Source organism: Streptomyces sp. NPDC012637 (assembly GCF_042954805.1).
Classification (GTDB): Bacteria; Actinomycetota; Actinomycetes; order Streptomycetales; family Streptomycetaceae; genus Streptomyces.
The window spans coordinates 371929-391408 of sequence record NZ_JBIBDS010000007.1; the positions used below are offsets into that span (position 1 = coordinate 371929).

General features: G+C 73.0%; 18 protein-coding genes. 8 read left to right on the forward strand and 10 right to left on the reverse strand.

Going from position 1 to position 19480, the window contains the following annotated elements; all coding sequences use genetic code 11:
* Nucleotides 1–37: 37 nt before the first annotated feature.
* Both ACFY8W_RS27450 and ACFY8W_RS27455 read left to right on the forward strand, forming a co-directional pair.
* The gene (locus tag ACFY8W_RS27450; RefSeq protein WP_391110492.1) at nt 38–1084 is read left to right on the forward strand and encodes a glycosyltransferase; all 1047 of its coding nucleotides are present in this window, start codon (nt 38–40) and stop codon (nt 1082–1084) included.
* Between the two features lie 46 nt (nt 1085–1130).
* The gene (locus ACFY8W_RS27455; RefSeq protein WP_391110494.1) at nt 1131–1739 is read left to right on the forward strand and encodes a DapH/DapD/GlmU-related protein; all 609 of its coding nucleotides are present in this window, start codon (nt 1131–1133) and stop codon (nt 1737–1739) included.
* A gap of 25 nt (nt 1740–1764) precedes the next feature.
* On the opposite strand, the gene ACFY8W_RS27460 is transcribed toward ACFY8W_RS27455, so the two are convergent.
* Complete coding sequence (locus ACFY8W_RS27460) at nt 1765–2442, reverse strand: Wzz/FepE/Etk N-terminal domain-containing protein (protein ID WP_391110496.1); 678 nt, start codon at nt 2440–2442, stop codon at nt 1765–1767.
* A gap of 44 nt (nt 2443–2486) precedes the next feature.
* On the opposite strand from ACFY8W_RS27460, the gene ACFY8W_RS27465 reads away from it, so the two are divergent.
* The gene (locus tag ACFY8W_RS27465) at nt 2487–4556 is read left to right on the forward strand and encodes an O-antigen ligase family protein (RefSeq protein ID WP_391110499.1); all 2070 of its coding nucleotides are present in this window, start codon (nt 2487–2489) and stop codon (nt 4554–4556) included.
* Nucleotides 4556–5506, forward strand: a complete 951-nt coding sequence (locus tag ACFY8W_RS27470; RefSeq protein WP_391110502.1) for a glycosyltransferase — start codon at nt 4556–4558, stop codon at nt 5504–5506. Before ACFY8W_RS27465 ends, ACFY8W_RS27470 begins: the two co-directional genes overlap by 1 nt.
* On the opposite strand, the gene ACFY8W_RS27475 is transcribed toward ACFY8W_RS27470, so the two are convergent.
* From ACFY8W_RS27475 to ACFY8W_RS27515, 9 genes are all read right to left on the reverse strand, one after another.
* Complete coding sequence (locus ACFY8W_RS27475; RefSeq protein ID WP_391110505.1) at nt 5485–6276, reverse strand: glycosyltransferase; 792 nt, start codon at nt 6274–6276, stop codon at nt 5485–5487. The two genes, ACFY8W_RS27470 and ACFY8W_RS27475, sit on opposite strands and share 22 nt — an antisense overlap.
* Nucleotides 6276–6938 carry a class I SAM-dependent methyltransferase gene (locus tag ACFY8W_RS27480; RefSeq protein ID WP_391110508.1) on the reverse strand — a complete coding sequence of 221 codons (663 nt, stop codon included), beginning with the start codon at nt 6936–6938 and terminating at the stop codon, nt 6276–6278. The genes ACFY8W_RS27475 and ACFY8W_RS27480 overlap by 1 nt, the downstream gene beginning before the upstream one ends.
* Nucleotides 6939–7136: 198 nt before the next feature.
* Nucleotides 7137–8183, reverse strand: a complete 1047-nt coding sequence (locus tag ACFY8W_RS27485; protein ID WP_391110511.1) for a hypothetical protein — start codon at nt 8181–8183, stop codon at nt 7137–7139.
* Nucleotide 8184: 1 nt separating this feature from the next.
* Nucleotides 8185–9753 carry an oligosaccharide flippase family protein gene (locus ACFY8W_RS27490; protein WP_391110514.1) on the reverse strand — a complete coding sequence of 523 codons (1569 nt, stop codon included), beginning with the start codon at nt 9751–9753 and terminating at the stop codon, nt 8185–8187.
* A 14-nt stretch (nt 9754–9767) separates the two neighbouring features.
* Nucleotides 9768–10730 (reverse strand): chain length determinant protein, encoded by a 963-nt coding sequence (locus tag ACFY8W_RS27495; RefSeq protein ID WP_391110517.1) that lies wholly within the window; start codon nt 10728–10730, stop codon nt 9768–9770.
* A gap of 112 nt (nt 10731–10842) precedes the next feature.
* Complete coding sequence (gene wecB / locus ACFY8W_RS27500; RefSeq protein ID WP_391110520.1) at nt 10843–11946, reverse strand: non-hydrolyzing UDP-N-acetylglucosamine 2-epimerase; 1104 nt, start codon at nt 11944–11946, stop codon at nt 10843–10845.
* Nucleotides 11947–11951: 5 nt separating this feature from the next.
* Nucleotides 11952–13208 (reverse strand): nucleotide sugar dehydrogenase, encoded by a 1257-nt coding sequence (locus ACFY8W_RS27505; RefSeq protein ID WP_391110523.1) that lies wholly within the window; start codon nt 13206–13208, stop codon nt 11952–11954.
* Nucleotides 13208–13978 (reverse strand): WecB/TagA/CpsF family glycosyltransferase, encoded by a 771-nt coding sequence (locus ACFY8W_RS27510; protein WP_391110526.1) that lies wholly within the window; start codon nt 13976–13978, stop codon nt 13208–13210. The genes ACFY8W_RS27505 and ACFY8W_RS27510 overlap by 1 nt, the downstream gene beginning before the upstream one ends.
* Nucleotides 13975–15165, reverse strand: coding sequence for a hypothetical protein (locus tag ACFY8W_RS27515; protein WP_391110529.1), 1191 nt, complete (start codon nt 15163–15165; stop codon nt 13975–13977). The genes ACFY8W_RS27510 and ACFY8W_RS27515 overlap by 4 nt, the downstream gene beginning before the upstream one ends.
* Before the next feature lie 613 nt (nt 15166–15778).
* Here ACFY8W_RS27515 and ACFY8W_RS27520 point away from each other — a divergent pair.
* The 4 genes from ACFY8W_RS27520 to ACFY8W_RS27535 all read left to right on the forward strand — a co-directional run bounded on the left by ACFY8W_RS27520 (nt 15779) and on the right by ACFY8W_RS27535 (nt 19478).
* Nucleotides 15779–17194 carry an MFS transporter gene (locus ACFY8W_RS27520; protein WP_391110532.1) on the forward strand — a complete coding sequence of 472 codons (1416 nt, stop codon included), beginning with the start codon at nt 15779–15781 and terminating at the stop codon, nt 17192–17194.
* Nucleotides 17191–18249 carry a TolB family protein gene (locus ACFY8W_RS27525; RefSeq protein ID WP_391110535.1) on the forward strand — a complete coding sequence of 353 codons (1059 nt, stop codon included), beginning with the start codon at nt 17191–17193 and terminating at the stop codon, nt 18247–18249. The genes ACFY8W_RS27520 and ACFY8W_RS27525 overlap by 4 nt, the downstream gene beginning before the upstream one ends.
* Nucleotides 18250–18361: 112 nt before the next feature.
* The gene (locus ACFY8W_RS27530) at nt 18362–18832 is read left to right on the forward strand and encodes a hypothetical protein (protein ID WP_391110537.1); all 471 of its coding nucleotides are present in this window, start codon (nt 18362–18364) and stop codon (nt 18830–18832) included.
* Nucleotides 18822–19478 carry a hypothetical protein gene (locus ACFY8W_RS27535; RefSeq protein WP_391110540.1) on the forward strand — a complete coding sequence of 219 codons (657 nt, stop codon included), beginning with the start codon at nt 18822–18824 and terminating at the stop codon, nt 19476–19478. Before ACFY8W_RS27530 ends, ACFY8W_RS27535 begins: the two co-directional genes overlap by 11 nt.
* Nucleotides 19479–19480: the final 2 nt, after the last annotated feature.

Genomic DNA, 19480 nt, shown 5'->3' on the forward strand with positions numbered 1-19480 from the left:
CGACCGACCAACCGACCGAAATCGGGGAACGCACCACATGAGCTCTGTCAGCGTCGTGATCCCCTGCTACAAGTACGGCCACTTCCTGGCCGACTGCGTACGCAGCGTGCTCGACGAACAGCCCGGCCTCGACGTGCGGGTGCTGATCATCGACGACGCGTCGCCCGACGACTCGGCGGAGGTGGCCAGGAAGCTGGCCGCCTCCGACCCGAGGATCGAGGTGCGGGTCCACGAACGGAACAAGGGCCACATCGCCACGTACAACGAGGGCCTGCTGGAGTGGGCGGACGGCGACTACGTCGTGCTCCTGTCCGCCGACGACCGGCTGGTCCCCGGGGCGCTCGTGCGGGCCGTGGCCCTGCTCGACGCCCACCCGGAGGCGGGCTTCTGCTACGGCAGGCCGCTGCGCTTCCGGCACGGCGGGCCGCTGCCCGCGGCCCGCACCCGGTCCACCGGCTCCGTGGTCTATCCCGGCCACTGGTGGCTGGAGCGGCGCTTCCGCGAGGGCACCGGGTGCATCACCTCGCCCGAGGTGGTGGTGCGCACCAGCCTCCAGCGGAAGGTGGGCGGCTACGACCCGGAGCTGCCGCACGCCGGGGACATCGAGATGTGGATGCGCCTGGCCTCGCACGCGGACGTCGGCTACGTCGCCGGTGCGGACCAGGCCTTCTACCGGGTGCACGGCGACAACATGTCCACCACGGACTTCGGCGGCCAGCTCGACGACATCCGGCAGCGCCGGGCGGCCTTCACCGCGGTCCTCGACAAGTGCGCCGACCGGCTCCCGCAGGCCGGACACCTCGCCCGGCTGGTCGACACCCGGCTCGCCCGCCAGGCGCTGCGGCGGGCCTACCGGGCCTACGACCGGGGCCGGACGGACGTCGTCCCGGTGGACGAGCTGGTGGCCTTCGCCCGCGAGTGCCGGCCGGACGCGGAGTCGCTGCCGGAGTACCGGGCGCTGCGGCTGCGCCGCCGGATCGGCGCCCGCACCATGCCGTACCTGCAGCCGCTGATCCTGTCGGCGGTGGCCGAGCGGGCCCGCGAGTGGTTCTGGTGGCAGTCTTGGAAGCGCCGCGGGATCTGACCGCCGCCCTCGTCTCCGTAAGACCCTTCCGAAGAAAGGCACGTCAGTGAACTACCGGGTCCAGCCCACCGCCCAGGTCGACGAGAAGGCCGTCGTCGGCGCCGGCAGCAGCGTGTGGGAGCTCGCCCAGATCCGCGAGGACGCCCGCCTCGGCGAGAACTGCGTGGTGGGCCGGGGGGCGTACGTCGGTCCCGGCGTGACCATCGGCGACAACTGCAAGCTGCAGAACTACGCCCTGGTGTACGAGCCCGCGGTGCTCGGCGACGGGGTGTTCGTCGGCCCGTCCGTGGTGCTCACCAACGACCACAACCCGCGGGCCGTCGATCCCGACGGGAAGCTGAAGCGCGGCGGCGACTGGGAGCCGGTCGCGGTGCGGATCGGCGACGGCGCGGCCGTCGGCGCCCGCTCGGTGTGCGTCGCTCCGGTCACCATCGGCCGCTGGGCGCTCGTCGCGGCCGGTTCGGTGGTGACCTCCGACGTGCCGGACTTCGCCCTGGTGATGGGCGTCCCGGCCCGGCAGGCGGGCTGGGTCGGCAGGGCGGGCGTGCGGCTGACCGCGCACCCGGGGCGCCCGGGCGTGTGGGAGTGCCCGGAGACGGGCGCCCTGTACGAGGAGCGGGACGGCCGGCTCACGGAGCACGGTGACCCGCGCTGATCCCCGCGCGCCGCGGCGGTGTGCCCTACGGGGCCTCCGCCCGGCGGCGGCGCCGGGCCGCCGCGTACCGCTCGGTCCACAGCGCGCACACCACCCCCGCGAGGGTGCCGAGCGCGCCCGTCCCGGCCATGGCGCGGGTGCGGTTGGGCGGCAGTGCGACGGTGCCGGGGCGGTTGACCAGGTCGACGGTGAGCAGGGTCGCGGCCGGCACCTTCTGCTCGGTCTGCAGGGCCTTCAGGTGCCGGCCGTAGACGTCGATGATCGACTGCACCATGCGGTCGGCCTCCTCGGGCGCGGACTGCTCCGCCTCGATCTGCAGCGTGGGGATCGAGTAGTAGGGCGTGGCGCTGGTGCCGCTGTTGCGGGGCGTCAGCCGGTAACTGCCGTGCACCCCGGCCGCCTTGAGCTCGGCGCGGCCGTCGGGCGACTGGAGCCGCTGGACCACCGCGTAGGAGACCATGGCCAGCGAGGGCTGGAGGTTGGTCAGCTGGTTGGGCTGGTTGTCGGTGCGCGGCGGCTTCACCACGAGCACCGCCGAGCTCTGGTAGCGCGGCGCGGGCCGCAGCGCCGGGTAGCAGGCGGCGGCGGTGACGAGCGCGGTGAGCAGCAGGACGTACCAGCGGCGCAGCAGCACGCGGGCGAGCCCCTCGGGCGTCAGCGCGTCCTGGTCCGACGTGGCTGTGTTTTCGGGCAGCGGTTCCATCGGAACCGATACTGGCACCACCGAGGGGAACCGGGGGAGGGTTCGTGAGCATCGCCGAGATCTTCCGCGTGCTGGCCAGGCGTTGGTACGTGATGGTGCCGATGGCCCTGCTGAGCGTGCTCGCGGGCGGCTACCTGTACACGACCGTGCCCGTGACGTACGAGTCGCAGAGCCAGCTGGCGCTGTTGAACTCCAGCCGGGTGGCCCGGCCCGCCCCGAGCTACGGCAACACGCTTGCCTACGCGAGTGGTTCGCTGATCGGCACGGCCGACGTGCTGATCCGGGCGCTGCAGTCCGCGGAGACGGTCGAGGTGCTGCGCAGCCACGGCGTCACCGACGAGTACGGGGTCGACTTCGCCGCCCAGGCGGAGGGCCCGCTGCTCACCCTGACCGTCAAGGGCGACGACCGGCAGCGGGTGCTCGAAGAGACCAGGAAGCTCACGGACTACGCGTCCGAGCAGTTGGAGGCGCTGCAGAAGCAGGCCCGGGTGCCGGACGGGTACTACGTGGAGTCGGCGCGGATCGTGCCGCCGCAGCAGCCGGTCTCGCAGCCCAAGTCCCGCTACCAGAAGGTCGCCGCGGTCGTCGTCCTCGGCGTCACCGGCGGCTTCCTGCTCTCGTTCGTCCTGGAGACCTGGGCGTCGGCCCGGCGCCGCGCCCGGGGACTGCCGGGGCTGCTCGACACTCCCCCGGTCCCCCGGCCCGGCGCGGGCCGGCTGCGCGTCCTGCTGACCCGTCCGCTGGACGCCACCGCGGTGCTCACCGGCTATCTGGCGCTGGCCCTGTTCCTGCCGTCCAACCTGGCGCTTCCGGCGCTGGGCGGCGCGGGCACGCCGGCGAACGTGTTCGCGCTGCTCGGCCTCTTCTGGTACCTGGCGACCTGGTGCGCGGGCCGGATCGCGCCGGCGCCGGGCACCCGTCCGATGCGCGTGGTGATGCTGGTCCTCTCCCTCACGGTCCTGCTGTCGTACATCGCGAACCAGGACCGGATCAGCACGCAGAAGGAGATCCTGGCGGCCGACCGGGGCCTGATCGTGCTCCTGGTGTGGGTGTCGCTCGTGGTGCTGACCACGGCCGGGATCCAGGACCGGAAGCGGCTCGACGTGCTGCTGCGCCGGCTGGTGGTGATGGGCTCGGTGGTGGCCGCCCTGGGCCTGTACGACTTCTTCACCGGGACCAACATCGCCGACTCGCTGCGCATCCCGGGTCTCAACTCCAGCGTCGCGAGCGTGGCGGTCCTGGACCGGGGCTCGTTCACCCGTCCGCGCTCGCTGACCGCGCACCCGCTGGAGTTCAGCGGCATGCTGGCGATCCTGCTGCCGTTCGCGATCTGGTACGCCTTCGACCCGGCGCGGGCCCGGCTGAGCAGGTTCCGGCGCTGGGCGCCGGTGGTGCTGCTCGGCGGCGGACTGCCACTGACGGTGTCCCGTACGTCGATCATCGGGATCGCGGTCGTGGTGCTCGTGATGGTGCCGCGCTGGAAGCCGCAGCGGCGCTGGACGGCGATCGGCATCCTGTTCGCGGCGGTGGCGGTGTTCAAGGTCCTGGTGCCGGGTCTGATCGGGACCATCACCGGGCTGTTCTCCGGCAGCCTCAACAACGCCGACAGCAGTACGCAGGCCCGGACCGTCAAGTACCCGAAGATCTACGAGTACTTCGTGCAGGACCCGGTCTTCGGGCGGGGCTTCGGCACGTTCACGCCGGAGCGCTACTTCTTCACCGACAACCAGTACCTGCTCACGCTCGCCGAGCTGGGCGCCGTGGGCGTCGGCTGTCTGCTGCTCCTGGGGCTCTCCGGGGTGCACAACGGCGGTTCGCTGCGACGGCTCGCGCGGAGCGAGTCGGACCGGGAGCTGGGACAGGCGTTCTTCGCATCGGCGATGGTCGCCCTGGTGATCAGCGCCACCTTCGACACCCTGAGCTTCCCCATGTTCGCGGGCGTGTTCTTCCTGCTCCTGGGGGCGGGCGGGAGCTGTCTCGGCTTCGTACGACGCGGGGCCCACGGGACGCCCGTGAGCACCGAACCGTCGCCGTCGCCCGAGTCGCCCCCGTCGGACGGGCAGGCGCCGCCGTCCGCCCGTACGCCCGGCTCCTCTCGTCTCGTGGAGATCTGATGCACCTTCGACTTCCGGACTCCGGCGCAGGTCGCCCCGTCGCCGTCGTCGTCGTCACCTGGAACAGCGCGGCCGTGCTGCCCGGCTTCCTCGACTCCCTCCCGGCCGGGATGAAGGGCCTGGACTGGCGTCTCGTCGTCGCCGACAACGACTCCTCGGACGACACCGTCGCCCTGGTGCGCAAGCTGGCACCCGAGGCCACCGTCGTGGAGACCGGCCGCAACGGCGGGTACGCCTTCGGCGTGAACGCGGCCCTGCGAGCCGCCGCGGACTGGCAGGACGGCCACGGCGCCGTGCTCGTCTGCAACCCGGACATCCGGATGGCCGAGGGCTGCGCCGCGACCCTGGTCGACGCCCTGGGCGCACCGCTGCCGGACGGCTCGCGGGTCGGGATCTCGGTGCCGCTGCTGTACGAGGAGGACGGCGTCCTGATCCACTCGCTGCGCCGTGAGCCCAGTCTGACCCGGGCACTGGGCGAGGCGGTGATCGGCAACCGCAGGGCCGGCCGGTTCCCGTCCCTGAGCGAGCTGGTGACCGCCCCGGCCGCCTACGGCGCGCGGACGTGCGCGGACTGGGCCACGGGGGCGCTGATGGCGCTGTCCCGGGAGTGCGTGACGGCCTGCGGGCCGTGGGACGAGTCGTTCTTCCTCTACTCCGAGGAGACCGAGTACTGCCTGCGCGCCCGGGACCTCGGACTGTGGACCCGGCTCGAGCCCGCGGCCCGCGCCACCCACCTGGGCGGTGAGTCGCGGGTCTCGCCGCGCCTGTGGTCGCTGCTCGTGGTCAACCGGGTGCGGCTCTACCGGCGCCGCCACGGCCTGACGGCCGCGACGGCGTTCCGCGGCGCGGTGCTGCTGCGGGAGCTGTCCCGTGCGGCGCTCGGCCGGCCGCCCGCGCGGGCGGCCGTCGCGGCCCTCCTGGGCGCCGCTCAGTCCCGCCAGGAGGTGTAGAAGCTGCCGGGGTTCACCAGGTAGCGGACCGTGGGCCGGGGCAGGTGGACCACCCGGTGCGCACGGGCGTAGCGGCGGATCAGTTCCCAGTCCTCGCGGGGCAGCACCTCGGGGGTGCGCCGCAGCCGGCTGAAGCGAAGGCCCGGGACGCGGCGGGCGACGAAGGCGTTGGTGTCGAGGAAGGCCTCGTGCGCGGCCCTGCGCCGGTCGAAGGGCACCGACAGGACGTCCATGTCGGCGCCGTCCGGCCGCACCCGGCGCAGCGCCGTGTAGACGGCGTCGGGGCCGCCGGGGGCCTCCAGGGCGGCCAGGGCCTCCTGGAGGTGCTCGGGCTCCCACAGGTTGTCGTCGTCGAGGAAGGCGACGTAGGCGGAGTCGGTGAGCCGGATGCCGACGTTGCGGACCACGCCCGCGACACCGGTGTTGCGCGCGAGCGAGACCGCGAACAGCCGCGGGTCGTCGGGCAGTTCGGGAAGTCCGGCGCCGTCGTCGACGACGATGACGACCTGGTCGCGCACGGTCTGCCCCAGCGCCGAGCCGACGGCCCGCAGCAGCGCCTCGGGCCGCCGGTGGGTGGCGATGACGGTCGCGACGCGGGCCGTGGGCCGCCGTCCGAGCCGCCGGGCGAGCCGGGCGGTCTCGGCGTCCTCGACGCGCCGCAGCCGGCGGGCGGTCGGCGCGAGCAGCACCTTGTTGCGCAGCTCGTAGAGGACGAGCCAGCCGAAGAGCCGCTTCAGGAGCTCCCAGGGGGCTCTGAGGACCCGGCGCATCAGGCCCGGGTGCGGACGGCGGTGAGCGACTTGGTGAGTCCGGCCACCCGCTCGCTGAGGATCACCGACCGGGGGAAGAGGTAGCGCATCTCGGCGCGGGTGAGCAGCTCGATGTTGATGACGGCGTCCATGGCCTCCTCCGGGTTGCCGGGGCGGCTGTGGGTGAGCGGCCAGTGGCGGACGAGCTTGGCCTGGGCGGCGAGCGGCAGGAACTGGAAGCCCGGCGCCAGGAAGTGCGGCTCGACCGGGAAGTAGCGGTACGGGGTCTGCACCCAGTGCAGCGGGGCCAGCTTCTCGATGGCCGTGACGAAGCGGCGGCGCTGGCTCGGCCCGCCGACGTGCTCGATGGTCGAGTTGGACACCACGAGGTCGAACTGGCCCAGCGAGTCGGGGATGTTCGGGTCGGTGACGTCGGCGACCTCCGCGCTGATCCAGTCCGGCAGCTCGGCGGGGTGCGCCTCCAGGTTCACCAGGTGCACGTGCCGGGGGCGGAGCGGGGAACGCAGCCAGTTGTCCGCCGTGCCGCCGAGGTCCACCACCCGCATCTCCGTGATGGCCGGGAAGCAGGAGCGGAAGCGCTCCCAGCGGGCCGCGCGGAATCGTTCGCCTAGCGAGTCGGGCGCGTCGACGAAACGGTTGCGGAGGGCACGGATGCCGGACATCGCATCAACCACCTGGGGTTCGGAAAGGCGGGGTGGGGACGCGGTCAACCGTAGTGCGCGATGAGGGGATTTATCAGGCCGATGCCCGGAACGCGGCCTCGCACTTTCCGAACCGCGAGCCTCGCGCACCCCGGACCGCGAGCCTCGCGCTCCCAGCGTCGCGAGGCTCGCGTCTTCGGGGCCGCGGAGCCCGCGCCCTCAGGACTCGGGGGCCGGCTCGACCGGGGTGCCGTCCGCCATCCGGTTGCCCCGCCAGACGTTGCCCTTCCCGGCCGGGTTCCAGTAGGCGACGGCACCGTACTTGCCGCCCGCCGGGTAGTACTGGGGCGAGAAGACGTTGTCGGTGACCTCGATGCCCGCGGAGTCCTTGCCGCCCGCGTAGAGCGTGTACGCGCCGCCGGCCATCCAGTTGTCGTCGACGACGGTGTGGGTGACGGGCGCGCTGTCGGCGAAGAGCCCGACGGCGGCGGAGGCGCCCTTCTCGACGGGCGTCGGGTTCAGCAGCGTGTTGTGACGGATGGTCAGCTTGCCCTTGCCCCCGCCGTTGCTGATCACGGCGTTGGTGTGCTGCCACTCGCCGTCCAGGTTCTTGAACGGCTGGATGTCGTGGACGTAGTTGTCGTGGATGTTTCCCTGCCCCATGGAGAGGGCGTCGCCGAAGACGGAGATGTCGCAGTGGCCGATCTCGATCGAGCTGGTGCTCATGTTGGAGACGGCGTAGTCCGAACCGCCGTTGTTCGGGCCCTTCCCGGGGACGGCGGTGATGGTGGTGTGGAGGATGCGCAGACCGGAGAAGCCGGGACGCAGGTTGATGCCCCACCAGTTGGTGGAGGTGATCCGGCTGTCGATGACGGTGACGTTGTTGGCGTAGATGTCGAGGGAGCCGGTGACGTCCCAGCCGCGGATGACGGTGCCGTCGGTGCGGATGGCGGCGTTGCCGGTGCTCTGCGGCGTCAGGGTGGCGACGCGCGGCCCGGTGGTGGTCTCGTCGGGATAGCCGCAGTCACGCGGCCGGGCGCAGCCCTTGGGCGCGGACGGCTTGCCGTCGGCGGTGCCGGATCGGGGCGCTCTGGAGGAGTCGGCGCCGGGCGTGGTGATCGCCCGGGAGTCGCACAGTGCCGCGCCGCCCAGGCAGAGCGCCTTCTGGCCGAGGCCGGTGAAGGTGAACAGGGCGAACAGCAGGACGGCGGCGAGCAGCGCCGCGCCGAGGGCCTTGCGGCGGCGGGGTCGGGCCAGGGGACTCACCTCATCGTTCACGGGCCGGGGCGGCCGGCCGCTGCTGTGCCGGTACGGACGGGACGGCGCCCGCCTCGTCCGCGGAGGGCGCGGCCTGTGCCGTCGGCGCGTCGGCGCCCCGGCCCCGGCGGCTCCGGGCCAGTGCGCCGCGCACCAGTGTGCGGCCGGGGAGCGCGCACACGGCGTAACACACGAGCCCGGTGACACTCGTGGCGCACAGGGCGAGGATCCCCTCGCCGAGGCGCTGCCTCAGGACCACCAGCACGACGGCCATGACCAGGCCGCCGAGCACCGGACGGACGCTGACCCGGGCGAGCGCCCGGGTGGCGATGCCGCCGCGCCGCAGGGCCACCAGGAAGGCGGGCAGGACGACGGCGCCCGCGACGACCACATGGCCGGCGGCGACGGTCTCGATGTCCCCGGCGCGGGCGGCGATGACCAGGACCGGCACGAGGGCGACCAGCCAGAGTCCCTGGATGAGCAGCAGCGAGCGGCGCCTGCCGACGGCGACCAGGCAGTCGTACGTGAGCTCGGCGGCGATCCTGGCCAGGCCGAGGGCCATCAGCCAGGGCAGCGCCTCGGCGGCGGGCCGCCACTTCGCGCCGTAGACGAGCTCGATCAGCGGCCCGGCGAGCGCGCCGAGCAGGACGCAGGCGGGCACCGTCGCGGTCATCACGACGCCGAGGGCCCGGGCGAAGCCGTCGGACAGGGCCTTCGGCGAGTCGGCGAGCCGGGAGAAGCCCGCGAAGGACACCCGGCGGGCGGTCTCGGAGATGACCCGGACGGGCCAGCCGGCCATGTTGAAGGCGAGCATGTAGTAGCCGAGGGCGACGTGGCCGAGGACCGCGCCGACGATCATTGCGTCGGCGTTGACCACGGCGAGGGACAGCATGCTGGCGCCGGCCAGCGGGAGGCCGAACCGGAGCAGCGCCCTGGCCTGTTCACCGTCCCAGCCGAAGCGCAGCATGCCGGGGGCGGCGAGCGCGCAGCCGGCCAGGGCGACCACGTTTCCGGCGACGGCGCCGGCGGCGAAGCTCATGGCGCCCCAGCCCTGGAGGGCGAGCGCCAGGGTCACGGAGGTGCTGACGACGAAGTTGAGGGCGTCGATGACCATCCGGCGGCCCTGGCGGAACTCCCTGGTGAGCACGCCCGCGGGCACCTGGGAGAGGCCGTCCAGGATGAGGCAGAGGCACATCACGCGCAGCACGGCGGTCGCCTCGGTGGCGCCGAGCAGCGCGGCGACGGCGGGTGCGGCGGCGAACAGCGACAGGTAGAGCAGGCCGCTGGACAGGGCACTGAGGGTCAGCACGGTCGGCGCGAACCGGCGGACGTCGCCTTCCCAGCGCACGACGGCGAGGGTGACGCCGAGCTCGTTGGCGGACAGCAGCACCATGAGGACCGTCTGCGCGACGCCGTAGATGCCCCAGGCCGCCGGGTCGAGCACGTAACGCACCAGGACGATGCCGGTGGCGAAGTTGCCGAGCCGCATCACCATGGTGTTGACGAGGCTCCAGCGGGTCGCGGAGCGGACCTTGGTGCCGAGGGCGGCCTGGCCGGCCTCGGCGGTGTCGTTGCCCATCGGCCGACGTCCCGTCACTTCACCCAGGACGGCGGCCGCTTGGCGGGGCGGCGCTCGGCGACGGGCAGGACGGGGAGCTGGACGGTGGGCTGGTCGGGCTGCGGCCGGCGGTCGTCGTCGGCGGACTGCCCGGTGGCCGCGTCGGGCTCGGCGTGCGCGGCGGGGTCGGTGTGCGCGGTGGTGTGCGCGTCGGTGCCGGAGAGCACGCCGTCCCGGAGGTCGCCGCCCAGGTCGAGGCGCGCGGCCTGGCGGGGCGGCCCAGGCTGCGCGGCGGCGGGCTGCGCGGCCTCCGCGACGGCCTCGGCGGGCACGGCTTCGGGACGGCCGCCCTGCGCGCTCGCGTGCTCGGCGTCCGGCTGCTGGCGGTGCCTGGCCTGCTTCGCGCCGCGCCTGCGGGCCTCCGCGAAGAAGGTCGCCACCAGGCTGAGCACGATGCCCAGGCCCGCGGCCATGACGAGGTACTGGACCTTGGACTTGACCTTGGCCTGGGGGTCCTGCGGCGGGACGATCGTGGTCATCCTGATCATGGCCTCCGAGGCCACCGACTGGTCGGCCTGGAGCTCCTTGAGCCGTTCGGCGGTGAACGCCATCAGCGTCTTGTTCCCCTTCAGGACCGCGCCGGACTCCTCACCGGTCACGGTGAGCCAGAGCAGCGGTCCCTGCGCGTTGTCCGCGATCTTGGCCTCGTACTTCAGGTCGAGACCGCGCGATTTCAGTTCCGCCTTCGACGCGTCGGAGTTCACGTTGCGGGCGAGGCTGTCGGCCATGCCCGTCAGCGAGGGCTCCATGCTGAGGAAGGGGTTGCCGTCCGCCTCCGTGCCCTTGCGGGAGTTGAGCATGGCGACGGTGCTCTGGGACTCGTACGAGACGGGAACGAGCAGCCAGGCCCCCACCGTCAGACCCGCGGTGAGCAGCAGCCCGGGCACCAGGACGTACCACCGTCGGCACATGACCCGGAAGATCTCTGCGAGGTCCATGGCATTCCCCCTTGCGCGCCCCGATCGGCGGCTGCTCAACTGCCGTACCGCAGATGAGAATAGGTGGGATCGCGACAAGTTGTGAGCCCTTCGCGATCACCACGTTTGCGGCTCAGCGGTCGTCGGTGGGCCTGCGGCGGCCGGCCGCGGTCCCGCCCTCGAGCAGGACCCGGGCGATGCGTTCGCCCGCCCGCCCGTCCCACAGCTCGGGGCGGCGGGGCGGCGGCGGGGCGGCGAGCAGCTTGACGGCGGTGGCGACGATCCGCTCCGGGTCGCGGCCGGCCAGGACGTTGGTGCCCTGCTCGACGGTGATCGGGCGCTCGGTGTTGTCCCGGAGCGTCACGCACGGCACGCCGAGGGCCGTGGTCTCCTCCTGGACGCCGCCCGAGTCCGTGAGCACGATCCGGGCGCCCGCCTGCAGGGCGATGAAGTCGAGGTAGCCGGCGGGTGGGACGAGCCGGATGCCGCCGGGGACGCCGATCGCGTCGATCTTCTCGGCCGCCCTGGGGTGCACGGGCAGGACGAGGGGACAGTGCGCAGCGACCTCGCCGAGCCCCTTGAGGAGTCCGGCGAGGATCCCGGGGTCGTCGACGTTGGCGGGCCGGTGCAGGGTGACGAGCCCGTACTCCCCCGGTACCAGGCCGAGTTCGGCCAGGGACCGGGACTCCTTCGCCCGCTCCAGGTTGGCGAAGAGGGTGTCGATCATGACGTTGCCGACGACGTGCACCTGGTCGTCGTGGTAGCCCTCGGCGCGCAGGTTCTCCGCGGCGTCCTCGGACGGGGCGAGCAGGTAGTCGCTGATCCGGTCGGTCGCGACCCGGTTGACCTCCTCGGGCATGGACCAGTCGCGGCTGCGCAGCCCCGCCTCGACGTGGGCGAGCAGCGGGCCCGCCTTGGCCGTGACGAGGGCGCAGGCGAGGGTGGAGTTGACGTCGCCGACCACCACCACGAGGTCCGGGGCGAGTTCGTCGACGAGCGGTTCGAAGGCGGCCATCACCCGCCCGGTCTGGGTGGCGTGGCTGCCGGAGCCGACGCCGAGGAAGTGGTCCGGCGGGCGCAGGCCGAGGTCGCGGAAGAAGACGTCGTTCATGGCCGGGTCGTAGTGCTGGCCGGTGTGGACGAGGACGGTCTCGGCGCCCCGGGCCTCCAGGGCGTCCATCACCGGCTTGATCTTCATGTAGTTGGGTCGCGCGCCCGCGACGCAGATGATCCGCATGGGGGTCAGAGCACCTCGATCCTGGGACCGCTCAGCCGGCGCCGGCAGTCGAGTACGTAGTCGGCGTGGGCCTCGACGAGCCCGTAGTCGAAGGCGTCGTGGTCGGTGATGAGCACCACCGCGTCGGCGGCGGCCAGCTCCTCCTTGGTGAGCTCGACCCGGACCAGCCGGTTGTCGACCCGGTGGCCCTCGACCACGTGCGGGTCGGCGGCGCGGACCTCGGCGCCCATGTCGAGGAGGAGTTGGGAGATGCGCAGCGCGGGTGACTCGCGGGCGTCGCCGGTGTTCTTCTTGTAGGCGAGGCCGAGGAGCAGGATGCGGGAGCCGTTGACGGCGCGCTTGCGGGCGTTGAAGGCGTTGACCAGACGCCGGGTGACGTAGTCGGGCATGTGGTTGTTGATGTCGTTGGCGAGCTCGACGAAGCGGAAGCTCTGGCCGAGTTCGCGCTGGACGCGCCAGGAGAGGTACGAGGGGTCGATCGGCAGGCAGTGTCCGCCGACGCCGGGCCCCGGGGTGAAGCGCATGAAGCCGAAGGGCTTGCTGGAGGCGGCGTCGATGGCCTGCCACACGTCGATGTCGAGGTGGCGGGCGAACATCGCTATCTCGTTGACGAGGGCGATGTTGACGTGCCGGAAGGTGTTCTCCAGCAGTTTGGCGAGCTCGGCCTCCTTCGGCGAACCGACGGGCACCGTGGTGTCCACCAGGCCGTCGTAGAAGTCCTGGACGGCCTTGAGGGAGGCGGCGTCCACGCCGGACACGACCTTCGGGGTCTCTTCGAAGCCCCAGACCGGGTTGCCGGGGTCGATCCGCTCGGGACTGTAGCCGAGGTGGAAGTCGGCTCCGGCGACGAGCCCGGAGCCCTCTTCCAGGAGCGGCCCGAACAGCTCCTGGGTGGTGCCCGGGTACGTGGTCGACTCCAGGATCACGGTCGCGCCGGGGCGCAGGTAGCGGGCCAGGGTGCGGGCGGACTCCTCGATGTACCGCAGGTCGGGCGTGCCCTCGTGCAGCGGTGTGGGCACGGTGACGACGGCGACGTCGAAGCCGCCGCAGTCGCGCACGGAGTCGCTCGCGCGGTAGCTCCCGGCCTCGGTGGCGGCGCGGATGCGCTCCGAGGAGACGTCCTCGACGTACGACTCGCCCGCGGCGAGGCTCTTGACCCGCTCGGTGTCCACGTCGTACCCGATGACCTCGTGGCCGGTCTCGGCGGCCCGGATGGCGAGGGGCAGTCCGACGTATCCCTGTCCGACGACGACGACGCGCATCACGACTCCCTGCTCGCGGTGCTGATGGAAGGTGTACGGCGGAGCAGCTCCCGGCCCGTCATGAGGGCGAAGGAGACGTTGGTGGTGAGGTAGCGGCGGCCGAGCCGGCGCGGCTCCTGAAGGGTGCGGTAGAGCCATTCGAGGCCCAGCCGCTGCCAGCGTTCGGGGGCGCGGCGGGTGATGCCGGCGAGGATGTCGAAGGAGCCGCCGACGCCGTGGACGAGCGCGACCTTGCTGCGCTCGCCGTAACCGGCCGTGAAGATCTCCTTCTTGGGCGAGGTCATGCCGAGGAACAGCATGTCGGCGCCGCTCTCGGCGATGGCGTCGGCGATGGCGGGCTGTTCGCTGTCGTCGAAGTAGCCGTTGCGGCTGCCGGCCACGCGCAGACCGGGGAAGCGGACGGCGACCCGGCGGAGCATCCGCTCCAGGACGTCCTGCCGGGCGCCCAGGAAGTAGACGGAGAGCCCTTCGCGTTCGGCCTCGGCGAGGAGCCGCATGAACAGGTCTATGCCGGCGACGCGTTCGGGCAGCGGGCGGCGCAGCAGCCGGCCCGCCCAGACGACGGCCTGGCCGTCGGCGAGGACGAGGTCGCAGCCGGAGACCGCGCGGGCGAGGGCGGGGTCGCGGCGCATGTTGACCAGCTTGGCGGCGTTCACGACGCCTATCTCGAGGCGCTCGCCGGCCCGTACGGCGGCCAGGCAGCGAGCCACGGTCTGGTCCATGGTGAGGGCGTCGAGCGTGACGCCGAAGAGGTTCTGACGCGTGGTCATCTCTGGTCACCGCCCTCACCGGTGTCGCGGGTGTCGCCCGTGGCACCGATCGAGCCGAGCCAGGCGAAGAGCATCCAGCCGAACTCGTACGGCCGGCACTCGCGGTCCACCGCCGCGGGGCGGAACACCGCGTCGAGCGGCCCGAGCCGCAGCCCCGGCAGGAACCGGGTGCTCAGTCCGCGGGCGGCGCGGACCGCCTTCTTCGGGTCGCCGCGGTGGACCTTGCGCCAGGTCACGCCGAGCTCGTCGAGGATCATCGGCTCGACCGCGCCCGCACGGGCGAGCTCGGGCACCTCGGTCATCCAGCGCAGGCCGCGGCGGACCGGCTCGGCGAAGTCGGTGCCGCCCGCCTCGGCGAGGTCGAAGAGCGCGGTGGGGGCCATGGCGTGCTGGTGCACGCTGTAGACCGGGTATCCCTCGACGACGGTGCCGCGCCGGGCGTCGTAGTGCCACCACCACTGGCCGCCGTCGCCCTGGAGGGCGCAGATGCGGGTGGCGCAGGCGTCGGCCGCGGCCAGCGCCTGCGGGTCGTCGCCGCTCGCGTGGGTGCGGGCGAGGGCCTGCAGCGGGTACGTCTGGTCGGCGAAGCAGCCGATGTGCGCGCGGTACCAGGGGTTGAGTCCCGGGCCTGTCGCGTGCGGGAAGAGCGGGCTGCCGCCGATCCGGGCGCGGAGGAGCCGGTCGCGTGCGACGGCGAGCCGCTGCTCCACGTCGAGGGTGGAGCGTGCGGCCGCGAGTGCGGACAGCACCCAGGCGGCCTCGACGGTGTACTGCGGCTTTCCGGGCACGTCGAGGACGGCGACGCGGTCCAGGGCGTCCGAGAGCTTGGGGTGGGCGGTCTCGGCGGCGGCCCAGGCGACGAGCGCGGCGTCGCCGAGGTTGCGCACGCCGGGCAGCCGCTCGACGAGGAGGCCGGTGAACTCCTCGGCGGTGCGGCCGCCGAGGACCGCGCGCTGCCGGTCGGCGGGCAGGAAGCGGGCGCCGAGCGCGGTGATCGCCGCGTAGCGGATGCTGGTGCCGCGCTGTTCCAGGGCCCAGGAGCCGTCGCCCGCGGGGCTCCCCGCGCGCGTGAAGACGAAGCCGGTGCCGTCCGGTGTGAGCATGCGCGGCAGTCCCCGCTCGGCCACGGCGAGCAGCCGGGTGGCGAGGTCGTGGAGCGGTCGGTCCGCTCGGGCGAGCTCCTTCATCCGTGAACTGCGTGGAATGTCGGGTGTGTTGGCAGGACGAACTGACACACCCACCCCCCTCGGGTCGGTACCGGACCAGAGCGGCTGGTCCGGATCGGTTGCTGAACGGCCCGCCGTCGGCAGGTCGTTGTGGTGCGTGCTGGCGAAACGGGTGTCCGGCGACGGGACGCCGGTCGGCGCGGGGACGACATCACGACAGGCCGAGGGGCACTCCTCAGAACCCCTTGGCGTTGCCGTGCCCGCGCGTCGGCGCTACTGCCCGGTGGATTCCCGGTCCCCGGGCGCGTCGACGCGCGATCGGACCCGGTACCGACGGTCCCGGGCATGGTGAGCATGCCGATGAAGACAGTCGGCGTCGAAGCGACGGCGCTTCGGCCTCCTGTCGGTGGAATCCCCCACGAACACCCCCTGGGCACAGCGGTCGACAGCTCGATCGGTGTGCTCAACTCGCAGCGTACAACGGGAAGATAGGCGCACAACACGGTGACGATGAGGCCTTTCGCGGAATTGGTGGCAAGCGGTCGCGAAGCCGCACCGATCCTGCCGTTCCGCCGGGCCCCAGCGGTTACAGTGGGCGCGCGTCCACCCGCTCGACAAGGCTGGAGTCTCGCCCGTGTACCTGGCCGACCGCTCCGCACCGCACGGGACGACCGAGGCGCCGGACCGCCTCCGCGGCACGGTCCGGGCGGTCTCCCCGACCGTCCTGGCGCTCGGCACGGTCAGCCTGATCACCGATGTCTCGAGCGAGATGGTCACCGCCGTCCTTCCGCTGTACCTGGTGATGGGGCTCGGTCTCAGCCCGCTGGGCTTCGGCGTGCTCGACGGCGTGCAGAACGGGGTGAGCGCCCTGGTCCAGCTCACCGGCGGCCATCTCGCCGACCGGGTGCGCAACCACAAGCTGGTGGCCGGGATCGGTTACGGCCTGTCGGCGCTGGTGAAGCCGCTGCTGCTCGTCGGTCACCTCGGCGCGCTGGGCGCGGCGCTCGCGCTCGACCGTACGGGCAAGGGTCTGCGCACCGCGCCGCGCGACGCCCTGATCTCGCTCTCCGCGCCGCCGGACCGGCAGGGCAGGGCCTTCGGCGTGCACCGGGCGATGGACACCACGGGGGCACTGCTCGGCCCGGTGCTCGCGTTCCTCATCCTCGGTGTGGCGGCGGGCGGTTACGACGCGGTGTTCGCGGTCAGCGCGTGCGTGGCCGCGCTCGGGGTGCTCGTGCTGGTGCTCTTCGTACCGGGCGGGAAGCGTGCGCCGGACCCGGCGGGCGGCGCGCCGGGTCTTCCGGCGCGGCCGGCGGGCGCGGACCGGCCGGGGGCGGGGACGACGAAGGACCGGGCTGCGTGGGAGGCGACGAAGGGCCGGGCTGGGGCGGGGACGACGAAGGACCGGGCTGCGTCGGAGGCGACGAAGGACCGGGCGGCTCCGGAGAAGACGGATCTGCGGGCGGCGTTCGGGCTGCTGCGGACCCGCCGGCTGCGGGTCCTGTTCGGCTGCGCGGTGCTGCTCGGTCTGACCACCGTCAGCGACGCCTTCCTCTACCTCCTGGTGCAGCGCCGTACGGGCGTCGACGAGCAGCTCTTCCCGCTGCTGCCGCTGGGCACTGCCACGGTGTTCCTGCTGCTCGCACTGCCGATGGGACGCCTCGCCGACCGGGCGGGAAGGCGCGCGGTGTTCCTGGCCGGGCACGCCGGGCTGCTGCTCGCGTACGGCCTGCTGCTGTGGGCGCCCACGACGCCCGCCCTGCCGTACCTGGTCCTGGTGCTGCACGGCGCCTTCTACGCCGCGACCGACGGGGTGCTTCCGGCGGCGGTGGCAGCGGTGGTGCCCGAGCGGCTGCGCGCCAGCGGCATCGCGCTGGTCGGCACCGGCCAGGCGCTGGCCCGCTTCTGCTGTTCCCTGGCCTTCGGCGCCGCGTGGGCCGCGTGGGGCGACGGCGCCGCCCTCGCCGCGGCGGCCGCCGGCCTCGCCTGCTGCGCGGTGGCCTGCGGCGTCGCCCTGCGCCCCACGCCCACCACGGGAGTTCCGCGATGACCCTCAGCCCACTGCGCCGCCTGCTGATCCTCGCCGTCGGAGTCCTGCTGCTCGGAGGTGTCGGCGCCTGGTCCGTGCTGTCCGCCGCCGACCGTGCGGAGCAGGAGAACAAGCCACGGCCGGGCGGACCGGCGTTCGCGGCCGGGAAGGTGGGTCTGGACGAGCCCGGCCGGCTGGTCTTCCGGAACACGGCGGCCGGGCCGCACCGCGACCGGCTCGTCTCGGTCCCGGCCGACGGACGGGACGGCGGTCCCGCCGGCGCCGTGCGCACCGCGTCGGACGTCAGCTGTCTGCGCTTCCACTCCGCCGCGGGCACCGGCGTGTGCCTCCAGTCCACCACGGTCCTCGGCCGCCCCGCGTACCACGCCCGGATCCTCGACCCCGCCCTGCGCACGGTGCGGACCTACCCGCTGGCCGGGATCCCGAGCCGGGCCCGGGTCTCCCCCAGCGGCAGGCTCGCCGCCTGGACGGTCTTCGTGAAGGGCGAGTCGTACGGCACGGCCTTCTTCTCCACCCGCACCGCGATCCTCGACACCCGCGGCTGGAAACTCGCCGCGAACCTCGAGGAGTTCGGGATCACCCTGGAGGGCCGCCCGTACCGCAACCAGGACGTCAACTTCTGGGGCGTCACGTTCGCCGGCGACGACGACACCTTCTACGCGACCCTGGCCACCGGCGACGAGACGTACCTCGTCCGCGGATCCGTCGCGAAGCGCACGGTCACCACCCTCACCCGTAACGTCGAGTGCCCGTCCCTCTCTCCCGACGGCACCCGCGTCGCGTACAAGAAGCGGGTGATGGGCCGGGCCGCCCTGTGGCGCGAGCACGTCCTCGACCTGCGCACCCTGGAGTCCACACCCCTCGCAGAGCGCCGCAGCGTCGACGACCAGGCCGTCTGGCTCGACGACGACACCCTCGCCTACGCCCTGCCCGCCGACACGCGCGGCGGCTCCGACGACGTCTGGACCGTCCCGGCCGACGGCACCGGCACGCCCGAGGTCCTCCTGGAGGACGGCCAGGCGCCGCCCGCGCCCACCCCGGCCCGGACCGGCTGAGCAGCCTCTCCCGCGCAAACGACACACGCGCAAACCTTCACGAGAACCACCTGCCCGATTCCCACGTCCTGCTCTACGGTGCATTCAAGCCACCGAGTAACGGGGAGGGGCCGTGCATCAGCCAGGGGCGACGGCGCTCGCGGAGCGCATCGCCGAACGGAGAAGGGGTGGCGACGACCCCCGCGCGCTGGTCGGCGAGATGCGCCGCTCGGTCCTGCTCGTGCCGGTGGCCGACGGCGGGCTCTGGTCGGTGCGGGCCGGCGGCGTGCGGTGGATCTGCGGGTTCACCGACGAGACCGCGCTGGCCCGGTTCGCCCTGCGGCACGGACCGGGCGACCGGGCCATGGACTACGCGGCGCTCCTCGGGGCACGCATCGTCGACGAGATCGTGCCGTCCCTCGGCGAACCCGCCGGACTCGCGGTCGACATCGCCACCGAGGACGGTTCGATGTTCTTCCCGCCGGTCGTCGGCATCGTCCCGGACGCGGTCGCCGTGGACGCGCGGCCGGCGGACGGCCGGACGGCGGGCGCACGGCCGGCGGACGGCAGGTCCACGACGGAGGGACCCGGACATGAGCGGTGACGGCGCGGACCTCCAGCTCGACAAGGCGTCGGTGGCCAAGTTCACCCAGGGCGTCGGCGCGACCATCGACCAGCTCGGCGAACTCGGCGGCGCCACCGGATCGGTCATGGGCAAGGGCTTCTCGGAGCTCGCCCTGACGGGCATGGAGGCCGGGCACCACGGCCTTTCGGTGGACTTCGAGGACTTCTGCGAGCGCTGGGAGTGGGGAGTGCGCGCCCTCGTGCGGGACGCGAGCCAGTTGGCCGGCCGGCTCGGTCTGGCGGCGGGCACCCAGTGGGAGCACGACCAGTACGTGGCGGGGACGCTCAAGGTGGGGGCCAACTCGCTCATGGGCGGCAATCCGCACGCGAGCGAGGAGGAGATCGCCAAGCAGGACTGGGGCGAGATCCTCACCCCGGACTACCTGGACCCGGACTGGAGTCCCGAGTCGTTCGAGAAGGCCGGCCAGGAGATGGGCCAGACCTGGAAGGACACCGGACGCACGGTGATGACGGAGGGCCAGGGCGGCCGGCAGTCGCGGATCCTCAACGAGCTCCTCGGCGTGTCCGACGACCAGTGGAACCAGGCGCTGGACGACACCTTCGGCCCGTCGCCGGAGGAGCGCGCGAAGCAGCAGGAACGGCAGGCCGGCTCCGGGGGTGAATGACG

What these genes read in the sequence shown, in the direction of transcription:
- ACFY8W_RS27525 (WP_391110535.1), top strand. Translation starts at nt 17,191, where the DNA reads ATGACCCTCAGCCCACTGCGCCGCCTGCTGATCCTCGCCGTCGGAGTC.
- ACFY8W_RS27505 (WP_391110523.1), bottom strand. Translation starts at nt 13,208, where the DNA reads ATGCGCGTCGTCGTCGTCGGACAGGGATACGTCGGACTGCCCCTCGCC.
- ACFY8W_RS27480 (WP_391110508.1), bottom strand. Translation starts at nt 6,938, where the DNA reads ATGTCCGGCATCCGTGCCCTCCGCAACCGTTTCGTCGACGCGCCCGAC.
- ACFY8W_RS27495 (WP_391110517.1), bottom strand. Translation starts at nt 10,730, where the DNA reads ATGGACCTCGCAGAGATCTTCCGGGTCATGTGCCGACGGTGGTACGTC.
- ACFY8W_RS27510 (WP_391110526.1), bottom strand. Translation starts at nt 13,978, where the DNA reads ATGACCACGCGTCAGAACCTCTTCGGCGTCACGCTCGACGCCCTCACC.
- ACFY8W_RS27475 (WP_391110505.1), bottom strand. Translation starts at nt 6,276, where the DNA reads ATGCGCCGGGTCCTCAGAGCCCCCTGGGAGCTCCTGAAGCGGCTCTTC.
- ACFY8W_RS27490 (WP_391110514.1), bottom strand. Translation starts at nt 9,753, where the DNA reads ATGGGCAACGACACCGCCGAGGCCGGCCAGGCCGCCCTCGGCACCAAG.
- ACFY8W_RS27535 (WP_391110540.1), top strand. Translation starts at nt 18,822, where the DNA reads ATGAGCGGTGACGGCGCGGACCTCCAGCTCGACAAGGCGTCGGTGGCC.
- ACFY8W_RS27515 (WP_391110529.1), bottom strand. Translation starts at nt 15,165, where the DNA reads ATGAAGGAGCTCGCCCGAGCGGACCGACCGCTCCACGACCTCGCCACC.
- wecB (WP_391110520.1), bottom strand. Translation starts at nt 11,946, where the DNA reads ATGCGGATCATCTGCGTCGCGGGCGCGCGACCCAACTACATGAAGATC.
- ACFY8W_RS27460 (WP_391110496.1), bottom strand. Translation starts at nt 2,442, where the DNA reads ATGGAACCGCTGCCCGAAAACACAGCCACGTCGGACCAGGACGCGCTG.
- ACFY8W_RS27450 (WP_391110492.1), top strand. Translation starts at nt 38, where the DNA reads ATGAGCTCTGTCAGCGTCGTGATCCCCTGCTACAAGTACGGCCACTTC.
- ACFY8W_RS27470 (WP_391110502.1), top strand. Translation starts at nt 4,556, where the DNA reads ATGCACCTTCGACTTCCGGACTCCGGCGCAGGTCGCCCCGTCGCCGTC.